This window comes from Marinobacterium aestuarii (genome assembly GCF_001651805.1).
Lineage (GTDB): Bacteria > Pseudomonadota > Gammaproteobacteria > Pseudomonadales > Balneatricaceae > Marinobacterium_A > Marinobacterium_A aestuarii.
In genome coordinates this window covers 3,830,233-3,846,695 of record NZ_CP015839.1, presented here as the reverse complement: position 1 = coordinate 3,846,695, position 16,463 = coordinate 3,830,233, and the positions used below count along the sequence as shown (strand labels likewise).

16 protein-coding genes and 1 tRNA gene are annotated in these 16,463 nt (G+C 57.2%); 14 read left to right on the top strand and 3 right to left on the bottom strand.

The window, feature by feature from the left end:
* Positions 1–201: 201 nt before the first annotated feature.
* The 10 genes from thrS to A8C75_RS16670 all read left to right on the top strand — a co-directional run bounded on the left by thrS (position 202) and on the right by A8C75_RS16670 (position 8,321).
* A complete protein-coding gene (thrS, locus tag A8C75_RS16715) occupies positions 202–2,118 on the top strand; it encodes a threonine--tRNA ligase (protein ID WP_067385007.1) in 1,917 nt (638 codons plus the stop codon).
* Between the two features lie 20 nt (positions 2,119–2,138).
* The gene (gene infC / locus A8C75_RS16710) at positions 2,139–2,672 is read left to right on the top strand and encodes a translation initiation factor IF-3 (RefSeq protein ID WP_084784119.1); all 534 of its coding nucleotides are present in this window, start codon (positions 2,139–2,141) and stop codon (positions 2,670–2,672) included.
* 102 nt (positions 2,673–2,774) lie between these two features.
* Positions 2,775–2,969 (top strand): 50S ribosomal protein L35, encoded by a 195-nt coding sequence (gene rpmI, locus A8C75_RS16705; protein ID WP_067291323.1) that lies wholly within the window; start codon positions 2,775–2,777, stop codon positions 2,967–2,969.
* 48 nt (positions 2,970–3,017) lie between these two features.
* Positions 3,018–3,374, top strand: coding sequence for a 50S ribosomal protein L20 (rplT, locus tag A8C75_RS16700; RefSeq protein WP_067291326.1), 357 nt, complete (start codon positions 3,018–3,020; stop codon positions 3,372–3,374).
* Between the two features lie 85 nt (positions 3,375–3,459).
* Positions 3,460–4,443 carry a phenylalanine--tRNA ligase subunit alpha gene (pheS, locus tag A8C75_RS16695; protein WP_067385002.1) on the top strand — a complete coding sequence of 328 codons (984 nt, stop codon included), beginning with the start codon at positions 3,460–3,462 and terminating at the stop codon, positions 4,441–4,443.
* Positions 4,444–4,539: 96 nt separating this feature from the next.
* Positions 4,540–6,918, top strand: coding sequence for a phenylalanine--tRNA ligase subunit beta (gene pheT, locus A8C75_RS16690; RefSeq protein WP_067384999.1), 2,379 nt, complete (start codon positions 4,540–4,542; stop codon positions 6,916–6,918).
* Positions 6,918–7,241: an integration host factor subunit alpha gene (ihfA, locus tag A8C75_RS16685; protein ID WP_472387574.1), complete on the top strand. Its 324-nt coding sequence runs from the start codon at positions 6,918–6,920 to the stop codon at positions 7,239–7,241. The genes pheT and ihfA overlap by 1 nt, the downstream gene beginning before the upstream one ends.
* A complete protein-coding gene (locus A8C75_RS16680; RefSeq protein ID WP_067384995.1) occupies positions 7,219–7,578 on the top strand; it encodes a MerR family transcriptional regulator in 360 nt (119 codons plus the stop codon). Before ihfA ends, A8C75_RS16680 begins: the two co-directional genes overlap by 23 nt.
* Positions 7,579–7,662: 84 nt before the next feature.
* Positions 7,663–7,739: transfer RNA gene (locus tag A8C75_RS16675), tRNA-Pro, on the top strand.
* Between the two features lie 321 nt (positions 7,740–8,060).
* Positions 8,061–8,321: a hypothetical protein gene (locus A8C75_RS16670; RefSeq protein ID WP_067384991.1), complete on the top strand. Its 261-nt coding sequence runs from the start codon at positions 8,061–8,063 to the stop codon at positions 8,319–8,321.
* Between the two features lie 187 nt (positions 8,322–8,508).
* Here the strand turns inward: A8C75_RS16670 and A8C75_RS16665 are convergent, their stop codons facing one another.
* Together A8C75_RS16665 and betB are read right to left on the bottom strand one after the other, a co-directional pair.
* Positions 8,509–9,675 (bottom strand): TauD/TfdA family dioxygenase, encoded by a 1,167-nt coding sequence (locus A8C75_RS16665; protein ID WP_084784118.1) that lies wholly within the window; start codon positions 9,673–9,675, stop codon positions 8,509–8,511.
* 241 nt (positions 9,676–9,916) lie between these two features.
* Positions 9,917–11,380: a betaine-aldehyde dehydrogenase gene (gene betB, locus A8C75_RS16660; RefSeq protein WP_067384988.1), complete on the bottom strand. Its 1,464-nt coding sequence runs from the start codon at positions 11,378–11,380 to the stop codon at positions 9,917–9,919.
* A 374-nt stretch (positions 11,381–11,754) separates the two neighbouring features.
* Between betB and A8C75_RS16655 the strand changes: the two genes are divergently transcribed.
* Genes A8C75_RS16655 through A8C75_RS16640 form a run of 4 tightly spaced genes read left to right on the top strand, consistent with a single transcriptional unit; the run spans position 11,755 to position 15,279 of the window.
* The gene (locus A8C75_RS16655; protein ID WP_067384984.1) at positions 11,755–12,681 is read left to right on the top strand and encodes a metal ABC transporter substrate-binding protein; all 927 of its coding nucleotides are present in this window, start codon (positions 11,755–11,757) and stop codon (positions 12,679–12,681) included.
* Between the two features lie 50 nt (positions 12,682–12,731).
* The gene (locus tag A8C75_RS16650; RefSeq protein ID WP_084784117.1) at positions 12,732–13,577 is read left to right on the top strand and encodes a metal ABC transporter ATP-binding protein; all 846 of its coding nucleotides are present in this window, start codon (positions 12,732–12,734) and stop codon (positions 13,575–13,577) included.
* A 1-nt stretch (position 13,578) separates the two neighbouring features.
* Positions 13,579–14,436: a metal ABC transporter permease gene (locus tag A8C75_RS16645; protein ID WP_067384981.1), complete on the top strand. Its 858-nt coding sequence runs from the start codon at positions 13,579–13,581 to the stop codon at positions 14,434–14,436.
* Entirely contained in the window at positions 14,437–15,279 is an 843-nt protein-coding gene (locus A8C75_RS16640; protein WP_067384978.1) for a metal ABC transporter permease, read from the top strand. It begins immediately after the preceding gene.
* 42 nt (positions 15,280–15,321) lie between these two features.
* Here A8C75_RS16640 and A8C75_RS16635 read toward each other — a convergent pair whose 3' ends face one another.
* Positions 15,322–16,212 (bottom strand): LysR substrate-binding domain-containing protein, encoded by an 891-nt coding sequence (locus tag A8C75_RS16635; RefSeq protein ID WP_067384975.1) that lies wholly within the window; start codon positions 16,210–16,212, stop codon positions 15,322–15,324.
* Positions 16,213–16,463: the final 251 nt, after the last annotated feature.

Below are 16,463 nucleotides of genomic sequence, written 5' to 3'. Positions count from 1 at the left end.
GCTGTTTTTATGTCGAGCCCAGCCGTTTCAGGCTTAGGTGTCAGTGTAACGCGAATTGACGGTAGTCGCTGCTCTTCGGTTGGAGTATAATTTCACCCCTTTTATGCTGTGCGTCGTCTGTACAGCTTTATTTTCACGACATTTTTTGATCACTTAAGTGGCCTGTCGTAAGGGTCACCACTGAGACTACTAGGGACTTTCATGCCTGTTATTACACTCCCGGATGCCAGCCAGCGCAGCTTTGAAACTGCGGTTAGCGTACATGACGTTGCGGCGTCTATCGGTGCTGGTCTTGCGAAGGCCGCACTTGCCGGCAAGGTGAACGGTACTCTGGTGGATACCAGCTACCTGATCAGCGAAGATGCACAGTTGGCAATCATCACGGCACGCGACGAAGAAGGCGTGGAGATTATCCGCCATTCCTGCGCGCACCTGATGGCCATGGCGGTGCAGCAGCTGTACCCGGGTGCCCAGGTGACCATTGGTCCTGTGATCGACAACGGTTTTTATTACGACTTTGCCTACGAACGGCCCTTTACGCCGGACGATCTGGTGCTGATCGAAAAACGCATGCAGCAGCTGTCCAAGGAGAACCTGGCGGTAAGTCGTTCTCTGATGGGACGTGAAGACGCCGTCGCCATGTTTGAAAAAATGGGCGAGCAGTACAAGGTGCAGATTATCGAAGCCATTCCCGGCGACGAAGATCTGTCGTTTTACGGTCATGGCGACTTTATCGACTTGTGCCGTGGTCCGCACGTACCGGCGACCGGCCATATCAAGGCATTCAAGCTGATGAAAGTCGCCGGTGCCTTCTGGCGTGGTGATTCGAACAACGAAATGCTGCAGCGCATTTACGGTACGGCCTGGGGTGACAAGAAAGACCTCAAGGAGTACCTGCACCGCCTCGAAGAAGCGGAAAAGCGCGATCACCGCAAACTCGGCAAACAGCTGGATCTGTTCCATCTGCAGGAAGAAGCGCCGGGCATGGTGTTCTGGCATCCGCCGGGCTGGATTCTGTATCAGGAAATCGAGCAGTACATGCGCGCCAAGCAGCGCAAGCATGGCTACCAGGAAATCAAGACACCGCAGGTGGTGGAGCGCTCCCTGTGGGAGAAATCCGGTCACTGGGACAAGTTCTCCGAGCAGATGTTTACCACGCACTCGGAGCACCGCGACTTTGCCATCAAGCCGATGAACTGCCCCTGCCATGTGCAGGTGTTCAATCAGGGTTTGCGTTCGTACCGCGAAATGCCGCTGCGTCTGGCCGAGTTCGGTGCCTGTCACCGCAATGAGCCCTCGGGCGCGCTGCACGGCATCATGCGTGTGCGTGGCTTTGTGCAGGACGATGCGCACATCTTCTGCGCCGAGGCGGACATCCAGAGCGAAGTGGCGAGCTTTATCGACTTCCTGCACGAAGTCTACGCCGACTTTGGCTTTACCGAGGTTATTTACAAGCTGTCGACCCGGCCTGAAAAGCGTGTTGGTTCCGATGCGAGCTGGGACAAGGCGGAGCAATCCCTGGCCGAGGCGCTGGATGCCGCAGGCCTGAAATGGGACCTGTTGCCGGGTGAGGGTGCCTTCTACGGACCCAAGATTGAATTTTCTTTGAAAGATTGTCTCGGTCGCGTCTGGCAGTGCGGTACTATACAGGTCGATTTCTCGATGCCGGGCCGTTTGGGTGCCCAGTTCGTGAATGAAACAGGTGAACGTGAGACACCGGTCATGCTACACCGTGCTATCCTCGGCTCGTTCGAGCGATTTATCGGCATACTGATCGAAAACTATGCCGGCGCATTGCCGGTCTGGTTGGCACCACAGCAGGTTGCGGTACTCAACATTACCGACAAACAGGCTGAATATAGTAAAAAAGTGGCGCAACTTCTTGAAGATAAGGGCTTCCGAGCACAAGCGGACTTGAGAAACGAGAAGATCGGCTTTAAAATCCGCGAGCGCACATTGCAGAAGGTTCCATATCTTCTGGTAGTGGGCGATAAGGAAGTAGAATCAGGTTCCCTGGCAGTGCGAACTCGCTCGGGCGAGGACCTGGGTACCTTGTCAATCGAAGAGTTCGTAACCCTCCTGTCACAAGACGTGGCTCGGAAGGGACGCCAGCATTAATCTGAGCAGGAGATAGCACCATCAGGCGCGATAATAGACGCGGCGAGAAACGCCCAGCGATCAACGACAATATTCGAGCTAACGAGTGTCGGCTGATTGGCCCAGACGGTAGCCAGATTGGAATAGTAACGATTAAGGAAGCTCTTGAGGCAGCTCAGGAAGCGGGCCTTGACCTTGTACAGATCGCGGACTCCGATCCCATCGTTTGTAAGGTGATGGATTACGGCAAGCATCAGTACGAAGCTAAAAAGCAGCAGAACCTGGCCAAGAAAAAGCAGGTTCAGATGCAGGTCAAGGAAGTGAAATTCCGTCCTGGGACGGAAGAGGGGGATTACCAGGTAAAACTGCGCAACCTGGTACGTTTCCTAGAAGCCGGAGACAAGGCGAAAGTGACCTTGAGATTTCGTGGTCGCGAGATGGCCCATCAGGAACTGGGCATGCAGCTGATGTTACGGGTCGAAAAAGACCTGGAAGAGCTGGGTGTCGTTGAACAGCGTCCTAAGATGGAAGGCCGTCAGATGACCATGGTCATTGCTCCGAAGAAGAAAAAGTAGTCTGAACGATGCAGCGCCCGTGATTGCTTCTGTATTGAGGCGGTTGCGGGTTTTGCGGTTGTTCAGGTGAACACAACTTAACAATGCGTGGGGATTTTGGAAATGCCTAAGATCAAGTCAAACCGTGGCGCTGCCAAGCGCTTCAAGAAAACTGCCAATGGCTTCAAGCACAAGCAGTCCTTCAGAAGTCACATTCTGACCAAGAAAAGCACCAAGCGTAAGCGTCAGCTGCGTCCGATGCTGCAGGTTCATGCAGCGGACAAGGCACTCGTTAAGCGTATGCTGCCGTACATCTAAGTCTTTTTTAGACTCTTGGTATTAACAGAATTTTAGGAAGGTATTGCAATGGCTCGTGTAAAACGTGGTGTGCAAGCACGTCGTCGTCACAAGAAGATATTGAAGCAGGCAAAGGGTTACTACGGAGCGCGTAGCCGTGTATTCCGTGTTGCCAAACAGGCCGTCATCAAGGCAGGTCAGTACGCGTACCGCGACCGTCGTCAACGTAAGCGTCAGTTCCGCGCTCTGTGGATTGCCCGTATCAATGCGGCAGCCCGCATCAACGGCGTATCTTACAGCCGTCTGATCGCCGGTCTGAAAAAAGCTAGCATCGAAATCGACCGTAAGGTCCTGGCTGATCTGGCTGTACACGAGCAGGGCGCGTTTACTGCTATCGTCGAAAAAGCGAAAGCTGCTCTGGCGTAAGGCAAACCCGCCTCTTGTAGGTAATTGATCGAATCGAATAGGGGAAGGGTGCAAGCTCTTCCCCTATTTTCTTTTGGAGCCGGTAATGGAAAACATTGAGCCCCTGTTGGCACAGGGCATTGCTGCTGTAGAGCAGGCAGCGAGTACTCAGGATCTGGATCAGGTCCGTGTTCAGTATCTCGGTAAGAAAGGTCATCTTACTCAGCTGCTGAAAGGGCTGGGGCAGTTGTCCGCAGAGGAACGTCCGCAGGCGGGCGCACTCATTAACGAAGCCAAGCAGGCGTTGCAGGATGTTCTGAACGCACGTAAGGACTCGCTCGAAGGCGCGGCGCTGAATGCCAAGCTGGCGGCTGAAACCATAGACGTGACCCTGCCCGGTCGCGGTCAGGAACTTGGCGGGCTGCACCCGGTCACCAAGACCCTGGAACGGATTGAAGCTTTCTTTGCCAATATCGGTTACAGCGTAGCCGAAGGGCCTGAAATCGAAGATGACTATCACAACTTCGAGGCGCTCAACATTCCGGCGCATCACCCCGCGCGGGCGATGCACGACACCTTTTATTTCGACGCTCACACCCTGCTGCGCACCCATACGTCGCCGGTGCAGATTCGTACTCTGGAAGAGCAGAAGCCGCCGGTGCGCATCATCTGCCCTGGGCGCGTTTATCGCTGCGATTACGACCAGACGCATTCGCCGATGTTTCATCAGGTTGAAGGCCTGCTGGTCGACAAGAACATCAGCTTTGCTGACCTCAAGGGCACGCTGGAGCAGTTCCTGCGCGAATTCTTCGAAGAAGACGTCAAGGTGCGTTTCCGCCCGTCCTACTTCCCCTTCACCGAGCCCTCGATCGAAGTTGATATCGATCGCGGTGACGGCAAGTGGCTCGAAGTACTCGGTTGCGGCATGGTGCACCCCAAGGTATTCGCATCCGTGGGTATAGATCCGGAAGAATACACCGGCTTTGCCTTTGGCATGGGCGTTGAGCGCCTGGCCATGCTGCGCTATGGCGTGAATGACCTGCGCCTTTTCTTCGAAAACGATCTGCGTTTCCTCGGCCAGTTCAACTAGCGCGCTGCCAGGTTTGGCTGCGGCCGGGCTTGGCGGCGTGTGCGAGCGTGCTCGCGGTGTGGAAGCGATTTTTAACAGATTTGGCAGGACAGCAGAATGAAATTCAGTGAACAGTGGTTGCGTGAACTGGTTAACCCGGCGATCGACACCGACACCCTGGTGGCGCAGATCACCATGGCGGGGCTTGAAGTTGACGACGTAGTGCCGGTTGCCGGCGCTTTCTCCGGTGTGATTGTGGGCGAAATCCTTAGCGCCGAGCCCCATCCCAACGCCGACAAGCTGCAAGTGTGCGTCGTGTCCGACGGTCACGAGCAGATTCAGGTTGTGTGCGGTGCACCGAACGCCCGTGCCGGCCTGAAAACCTCCTTCGCCAAGGTCGGTGCCGTTCTGCCCGGCGACTTCAAGATCAAGAAGGCCAAACTGCGCCAGGTCGAGTCCTTCGGCATGCTGTGCGCCGAAGACGAGCTGGGTCTGTCGCAGGATCACGGTGGCATCATGGAGCTGGCAGCCGATGCGCCTGTGGGCCACTGTCTGCGTGACTACCTGGGTCTGAACGACAAGATTATCGATGTCGACCTGACCCCCAACCGCGGCGACTGCCTGAGCATCACCGGCCTGGCCCGTGAAGTCGGCGTACTGAACAAGGTGGCGGTGAAGTTCGTTGAGCCCGCCCCGGTTGAATCCGTCATCAAGGATGCGTTCGCCGTTGTGCTGGAAGCCAGGGCTGCCTGCCCGCGCTACGTGGGGCGTGTGATCCGTCGCATCAACCCGCAGGCCGTAACACCGCTGTGGATGGTCGAGAAGCTGCGTCGCGCCGGTATCCGCTCCATAGACCCGGTGGTGGATGTCACCAACTATGTGTTGCAGGAACTCGGCCAGCCGATGCATGCCTTCGATCTGGCCAAGCTCAGCGGCAGCATTCTGGTGCGCGAAGCCCAGGACGGCGAAAAGCTGACTCTGCTGGATGGCCAGGATATAGAGCTCAAGGCCGGCACCCTGCTGATTACCGACGAGAAAGGCCCGCTGGCCATGGCCGGTATCATGGGTGGCCAGAGCAGCAGCGTGACCTCTGAAACCCGCGATATCTTCCTTGAGAGCGCCTTCTTTGCGCCCCTGGCTATCGCTGGCCGTGCGCGCTCCTACGGCCTGCACACCGACTCCTCACACCGCTTCGAGCGCGGTGTCGACTGGCGCCTGCAGCGCAAGGCGATCGAACGCGCCACTGAGCTGCTGCTGGAAATCGTCGGCGGTGAGCCGGGCCCGGTTACCGAAGTCAAAAGCGAAGAGAACCTGCCTGAAGTCGCCCGTATTCGCCTGCGTCACGCGCGGGTCAATCAGCTGCTGGCATTCGACATGCCCGCCGCCGAGATCGAAGAAATTCTTAGCCGTCTGGGGCTGCAGCTGAGCGCGGGCGACGCCGGCGTCTGGGATGTATCTGTGCCCTCGTACCGCTTTGATATCGAGATCGAAGTTGATCTGATTGAAGAGCTGGCCCGGGTCTACGGTTACAACAACCTGCCGGTGAAAACGCCGATGGCGGCGCTGCCGATCAAGCCGATTGTCGAGTCCCGCGTTGAAACCCGCACAATGCGCCGTACCCTGGTCGCGCTGGGTTATCAGGAAGCGATCACCTACAGCTTCATCGAAGCCGGGCTGCAAAAGCAGTTTGACGACCAGTACGATGCCATTGCTCTGGCCAACCCGATTTCGGCTGAAATGGCGGTCATGCGCACCAGCCTGTGGCCGGGCCTGGCCAAGGCGCTGCAGTACAACCAGAACCGTCAGCAGGATCGCGTACGTCTGTTCGAGAGTGGCCAGCGCTTCCTGCCCCAGGGCGGCGAGCTGGTACAGGAAAACGTGATTGCCGGTGTGATTGCCGGTAGCCGCGAACCCGAAGGCTGGACCGGCAAGGCGCAGAAGGTCGACTTCTATGACCTCAAGGGCCATGTCGAATCCCTGCTGGCCCTCGGTGGCGCCGCGCAGCAATACAGCTTCGCGTCTGCCAGTCATGTGGCGCTGCATCCGGGGCAGAGCGCAGCGATCCTGCGTGCTGGCAAGGTTGTGGGCTACATGGGTGCGCTGCACCCCAGCCTGATCAAGGCGCTGGACCTGGACGGCCCTGTCTACCTGTTCGAGCTCAAGCTTGAAACACTGGCTAACGGCCGCCTGCCGCGTTTCAGTGAGCTGTCGAAGTTTCCTGAGTCGCGACGCGACCTGGCGCTGATCGTGGATGAGAAAACCGCCTTTGATGCACTGCGCACCGTGGCACTGAAAGAGGGCGGTGACTTCCTTAAAGAGGTCACCCTGTTCGACGTTTATCAGGGCCAAGGCATTGAAGCAGGACGAAAAAGTCTGGCCATCGGCTTGACCTGGCAGCATCCATCACGCACTCTTAATGACGAAGAGATCAACGGAACTATCCAGGCTGTAGTCGGCGCGCTCAAATCCGGGTTCGGCGCGACATTGCGAGAGTAATGACAGAGGTGAAAGGCATGGGCTCTTTGACAAAAGCTGAAATGGCAGAGCGTTTGAACGAAGAGCTCGGTCTTAACAAGCGTGAAGCCAAGGAAATGGTCGAATCCTTCTTTGACGAGATTCGTGCCAGTCTGGCGTCAAATGAGCAGGTGAAGCTGTCGGGTTTCGGCAACTTCGACCTTCGCGACAAGCGACAGCGGCCCGGCCGCAACCCCAAAACCGGTGAAGAGGTCCCTATCTGCGCACGGCGGGTAGTGACCTTTCGTCCGGGCCAGAAACTCAAGGATCGAGTAGATACCTATGCCGACAGCCGGGCCGAGTAACCCCCGGCTGGAGCCCATTCCCAACAAACGTTATTTCACCATCGGCGAGGTAGCAAAACTCTGCGACCTCAAGACCCATGTCTTGCGTTACTGGGAACAGGAATTCGACCAGATCAGCCCGGTCAAGCGCAGCAACCGCCGCTACTACCAGCGCCAGGATGTACTGGTGATCCGCCAGATACGCAGCCTGCTGCACGAACAGGGCTACACCATCAGTGGTGCCCGTCAGTGGCTTTCCGGTGAGCAGGCAGGGGATGACGCCGCCCGCTACAAGCAGCTGGTGCGCCAGACCATTACCGAACTTGAAGAACTGCTCGGTACCTTGAAAAGTTTTTAAGAAAAAACTTCACAGTATCAAAACCTTAGGGTATATTACCCACCACTTGAAACGCAGCAGCAATTGCCGCAGTTCAGGTACAGTCGGGGCGTAGCGCAGCCTGGTAGCGCACTTGCATGGGGTGCAAGGGGTCGAAGGTTCAAATCCTTTCGTCCCGACCAACATTCAAAAGACAGAGGCCGGTTTGCGAAAGCATCCGGCCTTTGTTGTATCTGGGTTTTGGTGATTAAGGTTGCCAATTGAAATTTGCTATTCGCATTGCTTTCCCTAGCCATACACTACCTGATCAATATTCCTGCGATACCTCGGCCTGAGTGCATCTAGTCATACTACAACGATAACCTGCGCGGCCTCATTGGATTCGAGTTAAATCGAGCTATCAAGCAGAGTATCAGTAATCAGGCTAGTTCCACTACTGAGCCTGGATAGCACATCTGCGGTAGGTACAATGATGCTTCGCCATCAGTTCACAGGAAATTGAAATGACACAGGATACATCGTCGAAGTCATGGGCCGTCACTGGTAGCGTTGGCTGGCATAACAGCCAGGCATCAAGCTACTGGGACCGTATGCTGTCTATCGAAGAGGTTGCCTGTGTCCTGGGCGTCAGGATCACCGAGTTGAAACATGCGGTGCAGCATAACCTGCCGCTGAAGGGGAAGAATCCGCCGGCCCTGAATCGTGTGACGAAAGGGAAGATGTACTTTGAAGGACGCGCTGTTAAAGCCTATATCGATAACTGATCAGGACTATGTATTCGCAGACCGCCAAACGGCGGACTGAAGTGTACTCCTCGCTCAACATGACGGATCAGCTCACAGTGAGTGGCAGCAACTTCACAGAGCCACCCCAAGGCTGCCGTCATCAGCCTCAGGGTGTCTCGTTCGCCTGGTAAATGTCAAAAAATTAAAAATCGAAAGTCTTCTGTTTTCAGTTCCCCTGTCCCTGGGTACGTCGCAGTACGCGCAGGCGGCTTCTGAACTCGGTGCGGTCGACGTAGGTGCCGCGCAGGTGGCGCAGGCCGGTACTGGGGTCGAACTGGCGGCGGCCGTGCAATACGCGGCGGTTGTCGAATACGACCATGTCACCTCCACCGAGGCGCAGCTGGATCATGTAGCGGGGATCGCGCAGCTGGCGCATGAGCAGGCGGTAGGCCAGGTAGTACTCGTGCATTACGTCTTCGGGCAGATCGAAGATGTCCGCCAGGTGCGCGTTGTACTTGAGCTCGGTTACTTCACCCAGGTAGTTCAGGCTGATGACGGGTCTGTGCTCGCGGATATCGTAGTCATCATCATGAAAACGGAAGGGGATCTGCTGGTTTGCCAGCAGTTCGAAGGCCTCAGGCGCGTTTACACGAATGTCCTCAAGCACACGGAAGCCATCGACGAAGATGGATTCGCCTCCGCTGCTCTCGTTGTTCAGGCAATGCAGAAACTGGTAGCCCGGCGGTGTCTCGTGGTTGGGCAGGTCTGTGTGCAGTGGCAGCGCGTCGGCGGTGTAGGCCTGGTTGCTGGGTTTGGGCACTGAGCGGACGTCGAAGGTGAGGCCGAAATTGGTGCGCCTGAGGTAGCCAATGCGTTCGGCAGTCTCGACCACGGCTTCGTTCGTCGCCGGCATATTGCGCACCAGCGCCAGGCCGTAGCGGGCCAGGTCTTCCATCCATGTCAGTAATGCGGCGTCGCTGTGCATGATGGCTTCATGCTCACCCTGGGGGATAACGTCGACAAAGCGCTTGTCCCAGCTCTCGACGCGGCCGGAGCGGTCCTGCGCGAAATCCACCGAGTAGGCGTACTTGCGCAGCCAGTCGAAACTGTAGCTGCTGCGATGGTCGCCTTCGGACCAGTCGATATGCAGCTTGTCACCGTCGATGCTGACCGCGGTGGGCCTTATATCATCGCTGACACTCAGCAGGTCGAATGTGCGCTCTTCGGTAATGGCGTGAAAGGCACTGGAGCAGTTGTCGCGCAACCACAGGTAATGGTACTTGGAGCGTTTGCCGTCGGACCAGGTGATATGCAATACCTGTTCGTCCAGGTAATGGTCCTGAATACCGATGGTGTCAGAGGATTCCGGTCCTTCCACTGCTGCTGTTGTCATGGCGTCGGTCTCGTTTAAGCTCAAATTTTCTGGTTACAGGGTTTGCGTGTGGTGTTTGGAACTATTCAGGTACTTTCATTATTTTTTATAATTTACCCCTCTGCATTTGGTCTTTGCAGCAGGGGTTTAACGCGAGCCCCTGAATATCAGGGGCTTTTACGAAACGCTGGCGGTTTTTCAAGCACGATAATCAAGGGTCATGATGTCACAGGACCGCAAGGCCTATGTCATCGCCAGGTTATCAGTAGGGCGCCTCGACCCTGCCCATCTCGACGTAAACACTCTTTAGCTGAGTGTAGTGCTCTATGGCCGCCAGGCTGTTTTCCCGGCCAAGCCCCGATTGCTTGTAGCCGCCAAAGGGCATTTCAATCGGCGTGATGTTGTAATTGTTAATCCAGCAGGTGCCGGCCTTGAGTTGGGCCACAACACGGTGGGCGCGCTGCAGGTCGCGGGTAAAGACGCCGGCTGCCAGGCCGTATTCGGTATCGTTGGCCCGTGCGATGACTTCCTGTTCGCCATCAAAGGCGAGCACGGACATCACCGGGCCGAATATCTCCTGCTGCACTATGCTCATGTCGTCGCGGCACCGGGCGAAGATGGTTGGTTCGACGAAATAGCCCCGGTCACAGCCGTTTGCCATATGGCGACGGCCGCCCAGGAGCAGTTCGGCGCCGGCATTTTTGCCGTTTTCTATATGACCGAGCACCTTGTGCATGTGGGCTTCGGATATCAGGGCGCCGACATGGGTGTTCGGGCTCATCGGGTCGCCAATGACCATCTTGCGGGTGCGGGCGACCAGGCGTTCCAGAAAATCCTGCTCTATGCTGCGCGCGACGAACACCCGGGTGCCATTGCTGCAAATTTCGCCCTGGGTGTAGAAGTTGGCCATCAGTGCGGCGGACACGGCGTCGTCGAGATCTGCATCGGCAAAAATGATCAGCGGTGACTTGCCGCCGAGCTCCAAAGTGACATGTTTGAGCGTTGCAGCGGCGGCGGCCATCACCTTGCGTCCGGTTGCGACATCACCGGTCAGCGATACCTTGCTGATGCTCCGGTGGCTTGTCAGCCATTGGCCGACGCGGGCATCCCCCTGCACGACATTGAAAACACCGGGCGGGACACCGGCTTCGGTGTAGATTTCCGCCAGTTTCAGGGCCGTCAGCGGCGTCATTTCCGACGGTTTGTAGATCATGGCGTTGCCGCAGGCCAGGGCTGGGGCTGATTTCCAGCTGGCGATCTGGATGGGATAGTTCCAGGCGCCTATGCCAGCGCAGAGCCCCAGGGGCTCCCTGCGTGTGAACGCGAAGGAGCCGCCGAGGTCGTAATGATCACCGTGCAGGCTGGGTGCGACGCCGGCGTAGTACTCGATGGCATCGGCCCCGCTATGGATATCCACCGCCAGTGCTTCCTGGATGGGCTTGCCCGTGTCCATGACTTCGAGTCGTGCCAGTTCGTCATTGCGGCTGCGCAGGATATCGGCTGCGCGCTTGAGAATGCGGCCCCGTTCACTGCCCTTGAGCGCGGCCCAGTCCGTTTGCCCCTGCCGGGCACTCTCGATGGCGAGTTCGAGCACGCTCTCGCTGGCCTGCTGCACGGTGCAGATAAGCTCGCCGGTTGCCGGGTTACGGGTTTCGAATCGCTCGGCATCGACGTCGTCGATATAACGGCCGTCGACGTAGCTCTTCTGTTCGGTGAGGCTTGGCATTGTGTATTCCCGTACGAGTCGCGTTTGAATTAAATCCCACCATCTGATGGCGTTGGTTTCGGGGCCTGGGGCCCTTGCGGCCGAGTTATGTGCGCTGCCTGCTGGCAAGGGGGTCAGGCAATAGCGCCATGTTACCGAAGCACTAAATGAACAAATAGCGATTTATAGTTGTTGTATCAATCGGTAAAAGTGATTGAATTATTGAGTTTTCCCTTCGCTGAAACCCGTCTTCTGTTATTGCTGCTGGACTGTATTACGACGCTTATTTAATAAATAAATCGGATTGTATTGATTCTAATAATTCGCTTTAGCGATTTAATTTCCGGGAGTAGAGTGCGCCGTCATAGCCTTGTACCAGGTCAACGGAGACTCGCATGAAACGAAATCGCTTTCGTCGCATTAAAACAGGCTGCCGTCTGCTAATCCTGGCGCTGCTGCCCGTTGCACAGACGCCTGTGGTGGCGGCTGAAGCGCAGGATACGCGCCTGCAGGTGGTGACAACCTTCACCGTCATTGCCGATATAGCGGCCAATGTTGCGGGCAATGCAGCTGTCGTCCATTCGATTACCAAGCCTGGTGCGGAGATTCACGATTATCAGCCGACCCCCCAGGATATAGTCCGGGCGCAGTCGGCCGACCTGATTCTCTGGAATGGCATGAATCTCGAACGCTGGTTTGAGCGCTTTTTGCAGGACGTCAGGGCGGTGCCGAGTGTGCTGGTTACCGATGGCATTGTGCCGCTGTCGATCTACGCCGGCCCCTATGATGGCAAACCCAACCCTCATGCCTGGATGTCGGCGTCCAATGGGCTTATCTACGTCGACAATATTCGCCAGGCGCTGGTGCAACATGACCCGGACAATGCCGCTGTCTACAACGCCAACGCCTCCGCCTATTCGATCCGGATTGCGGCTCTGGGAAAGGCGTTGAAACAGCGCATGGCGGCCGTCGCGCCGCAGCAACGCTGGTTGCTGACGAGCGAGGGGGCCTTCAGTTATCTGGCTCGGGATCTGGACATGAAGGAAGTCTACCTTTGGCCTGTCAACGCCGAGCAGCAGGGAACGCCGCAACAGATTCGCCGGGTGATCGACAGGGTCCGACGCCAGGGCATACCGGTGATCTTCAGCGAAAGCACCATTTCTGATCGTCCGGCCCGCCAGGTGGCGCGGGAAACCGGCATTCGCTACGGCGGCGTGCTCTATGTTGATTCCCTGAGCCAGAAGGATGGCCCGGTGCCCAGCTATATCGACTTGCTGGAGGTCACGTTAAACACCATCGTCGATGGCTTTCTGAACGAATAAGACCCGCGCGGTGACGCTGTTTCTGTCAAACAACAACGGGGTGTGACTCGATGAATAACAACAAGAATAAGAATGCGGCGCTGATTCAGGTACGGGATCTGTCGGTGCAGTACGCCAATGGTCAGCGAGCGCTTGATAGTGTCAGTTTCGAGCTTGGGTCGGGGACTCTCTGTGGTCTGGTCGGTACCAACGGCTGCGGCAAGTCGACGCTGTTCAAGTCCATCATGGGCTTCCTGAAACCGACCCAGGGCGCCATTACTCTCAATGGTCAGGAGATTCGACGGGCACTGAAAATGAACCTGGTGTCCTACGTGCCCCAAAGCGAGGAGGTGGACTGGGACTTTCCGGTACTGGTGGACGACGTCGTCATGATGGGGCGTTACGGGCACATGGGCTTTCTGCGCCGCGCATCGCGCGAGGATCGCTTGCGTGTCGATGCAGCGCTTGATCGTGTCGGCATGTTCGAGTACCGCAAGCGCCAGATCGGCGAGCTGAGCGGAGGGCAGAGAAAACGCGTGTTTATGGCCCGGGCGCTGGCGCAGGGCGGCCGGATTATCCTGCTGGACGAGCCTTTTACCGGCGTCGACATCAACACGGAAAAAGCCATTATCGAGTTGCTGCAGGCCTTGCGTGACGACGGGCATCTGTTGCTGGTCTCGACCCATAACCTTGGCAGCGTGCCGGAGTATTGCGACCAGGTAATTCTGCTAAATCGCACCCTGGTGGCGGCGGGGCCGACGGCGGAAGTTTTTACCCGTGAGAACCTGATACGGGTGTTTGGCGGCACCCTGCCGAACCTGTCGCTGGAAACGCAGGAGCGTGAGTGCACTTTACCCCGGTTATCGCCAAGCCCGGGCATGACCGCCGCTGCGGCGCTGTCCCGCGGGGGCTACTGAGATGCTGGAATTGCTGCTGCAACCCCTGGGCTACGAATACATGGGCCGCGCCATCTGGGTGAGCGCCCTGGTCGGAGCCGTGTGTGCCTTTCTGTCGTCTTTTTTGATACTCAAGGGCTGGTCGCTGATGGGGGATGCGCTGGCACATGCGGTTGTGCCGGGTGTGGCGCTGGCCTATGCGCTGGCGCTGCCTTACGCGCTCGGTGCCTTAGTCGCGGGCATGCTGGCTGCCGTGACTATGGCTCTGCTGCGCCAGCGCACCCGGCTGCGCGAGGATGCGGTGATCGGGGTGGTATACAGCAGTTTTTTTGCCGCCGGTCTGCTGATCCTGTCCCTCAATCCGACCTCTGTGAACGTCCAGAGCATCATTCTGGGCAATATTCTCGCCATCAGCGATGAAGACCTGCTTCAGGTCGTTATCATTGCTGCCGTTTCCCTGACGATCCTGGCGTTGAAGTGGCAGGATCTCAAGGTGGTATTCTTTGATGCCAGTCACGCGGCCAGCGTCGGCTTGCCTGTAACCGGTCTGCATATCCTGTTCTTCACTCTGCTCAGCGCGACGACGGTGGCGGCGCTGCAGACCGTGGGCGCCTGTCTGGTGATCGCCATGGTGGTGACGCCGGGGGCGACGGCCTACCTGCTGACCGACCGCTTTGGCCGGCTGATACTGATCGCCATGGCCCTGGGGGGCGGGACGAGCGCGGTCGGGGCTTACCTCAGTTACTATCTGGATGGCGCCACCGGCGGCATTATCGTCATGCTGCAAACGCTGATATTTGTCCTCGTTTTCCTGCTGGCACCGAAACATGGCCGGCTGGCCCAGCGCCGCCGTGCTCGCCGCAATCCGGTGGAGGTCTGAATGAATACGCTCTTTTCCCTGGTGCTGGATCCACTGGCGTACGAATTCATGCAGCGGGGCCTGATCGCCGCCTGCCTGGTCGGGACTGTCTGCGCGGTGTTGTCCTGTTTTCTGGTGCTCAAGGGCTGGTCGCTGATGGGCGACGCCATCTCCCATGCGGTCTTGCCGGGATTGCTGCTGGCCTATCTGGCTGGATTGCCCCTGGCCCTCGGCGCTTTTGCCGCCGGTACTGGCTGCGCCTTTGCCACCAGCTATCTGAAAGTGCACAGCCGCCTGCGGGAAGATGCGGTGATGGGGATCGTGTTCTCAGGCATGTTTGCCTTTGGGCTGGTGTTACTGACCAAGGTGGAGTCGGACATACATCTGCTGCATGTGCTGTTCGGCAATGTGCTGGGGGTCAGCTGGCAGGAGATTGGTGAAACCGCACTGATCGCCTTGCTGACGCTGGTGGTGATTCTGCTCAAGGGGCGGGATTTGCTGCTGTACTGCTTTGATGAGATTCAGGCCCAGGCGACGGGGTTGCCGGTGCGCCTGATCCAGTCGGGCTTTATGCTGCTGGTCGCCCTGACGATTGTAGCCTCACTGAAGGCGGCGGGGGTCATACTGGTGGTCGCGATGCTGATCGTGCCTGGGGCGACGGCGTTGCTGCTGGTGAATCGATTTCAGTCGATGCTGATCATCGCCGTGGCAGTCTCCGTCACGTGCTCCGTGCTGGGGACTCTGATCAGCTTTCATATAGATGCGGCGACGGCGCCGCTGATTATAGTGCTGCAGGGGACGCTGTTCATACTGGCATGCGTGCTGTCACCCAAAACCGGTCTGTTGAGAACGCGAAGGACATGACAGCAGCATCGGGATAGTCCCGTTGCCTTAAGTGGACGTCACTCAGCCAGGTTCCTGCCTGAATGCGAGTTCATCGATTATCCATTCCATAAAGGCATTGCTTGCGCTGGATAGCGGGCGTCCTTCGGTGTAGGTCAGGTGGTAATTATCCTCCGTCTCTATCCAGATATCGAAGGGTGCGTGCAGCTTGTTGCGCAGGCCAATGGTGTTAATCAGGTCTTCATATCCCAGGAATACTCCGAGGCCAGACTGCGCCATGCTGATCGCCATGGCGACGCTATCGACTCTGTGCTTGAGCGCGCCTGAGTCATCGACACCCACGTTAAGGAACCAGTCTGTCCAGCCCTGGTGATTACCGATTACGTCGATCAGGGGTAATGACAGCAGGTCTATCGGTTCATGCACCAGTCTGGACAGGGACGCGGCGCAGTATGGCTTGAGGCGAGGCGTCAGCAGGGGCCTGCTCGTTTGCCCGGCCCAGCCGCCCCGGCCGTGTCTGATGGCAATATCGACCGGTTCCTTGTCAAAGTCGTATTCCCAGTTTGAATGCCGGATCTCCAGCCTGAGACCGGGATAGCGGGTACAGAAATTATTCAGTCTGGGGGCCAGCCAGCCCCAGGCGAAGGCCATGTTGACTTCGATAACGAGCACGCCGCTGGAGACGGGCGAGAAAATATCGGCCGTACTGCGCTTAAGGCCGTTTATGGCACTCTGCACTATGGGGAGATAGGACAGGCCTTTATGGGTGAGGAAGACCCGCCTGTGCTTGCGGTTGAACAGCGGTGTGTCCAGGTGGTGTTCCAGCAGACGGATCTGCTGGCTGACCGCTGACTGTGTCATGTTGAGTTCCCGCGCGGCTGCACTGAAATTGAGCAGTCGTGCTGCAACTTCGAACGTTTTGAGCCAATTCAAGGGTGGGAGGCCTGATTTCATATGATCTATAAGCTCTACTTATTATTATTGCCAAAATAAGTTGTTAGAATAACTTTTCATGACAACCTAGGATAGGTTTGCGCTGAGATTAAGGTCAGGGAGCCGGTTGTGCTCCCATGGGTTTATTGGGTTTATTGGGTATCGGGGCAGAAATCACACCAGGGAGTTGGCCTTCCATCGCCCCCGAGCCAGGCAGTCGAGTTCGGGGTAAAAAACAGCGCTTAGCCAAGAGGGGTTGTCAGGCCGAAGTA

Coding starts and splice junctions, on each gene's coding strand:
- rplT (WP_067291326.1), top strand. CDS start 3,018: ATGGCTCGTGTAAAACGTGGTGTGCAAGCACGTCGTCGTCACAAGAAG.
- ihfA (WP_472387574.1), top strand. CDS start 6,918: ATGACAGAGGTGAAAGGCATGGGCTCTTTGACAAAAGCTGAAATGGCA.
- thrS (WP_067385007.1), top strand. CDS start 202: ATGCCTGTTATTACACTCCCGGATGCCAGCCAGCGCAGCTTTGAAACT.
- A8C75_RS16670 (WP_067384991.1), top strand. CDS start 8,061: ATGACACAGGATACATCGTCGAAGTCATGGGCCGTCACTGGTAGCGTT.
- betB (WP_067384988.1), bottom strand. CDS start 11,380: ATGCCAAGCCTCACCGAACAGAAGAGCTACGTCGACGGCCGTTATATC.
- A8C75_RS16645 (WP_067384981.1), top strand. CDS start 13,579: ATGCTGGAATTGCTGCTGCAACCCCTGGGCTACGAATACATGGGCCGC.
- A8C75_RS16655 (WP_067384984.1), top strand. CDS start 11,755: ATGAAACGAAATCGCTTTCGTCGCATTAAAACAGGCTGCCGTCTGCTA.
- A8C75_RS16635 (WP_067384975.1), bottom strand. CDS start 16,212: ATGAAATCAGGCCTCCCACCCTTGAATTGGCTCAAAACGTTCGAAGTT.
- A8C75_RS16665 (WP_084784118.1), bottom strand. CDS start 9,675: ATGACAACAGCAGCAGTGGAAGGACCGGAATCCTCTGACACCATCGGT.
- rpmI (WP_067291323.1), top strand. CDS start 2,775: ATGCCTAAGATCAAGTCAAACCGTGGCGCTGCCAAGCGCTTCAAGAAA.
- pheS (WP_067385002.1), top strand. CDS start 3,460: ATGGAAAACATTGAGCCCCTGTTGGCACAGGGCATTGCTGCTGTAGAG.
- pheT (WP_067384999.1), top strand. CDS start 4,540: ATGAAATTCAGTGAACAGTGGTTGCGTGAACTGGTTAACCCGGCGATC.
- A8C75_RS16650 (WP_084784117.1), top strand. CDS start 12,732: ATGAATAACAACAAGAATAAGAATGCGGCGCTGATTCAGGTACGGGAT.
- A8C75_RS16680 (WP_067384995.1), top strand. CDS start 7,219: ATGCCGACAGCCGGGCCGAGTAACCCCCGGCTGGAGCCCATTCCCAAC.
- A8C75_RS16640 (WP_067384978.1), top strand. CDS start 14,437: ATGAATACGCTCTTTTCCCTGGTGCTGGATCCACTGGCGTACGAATTC.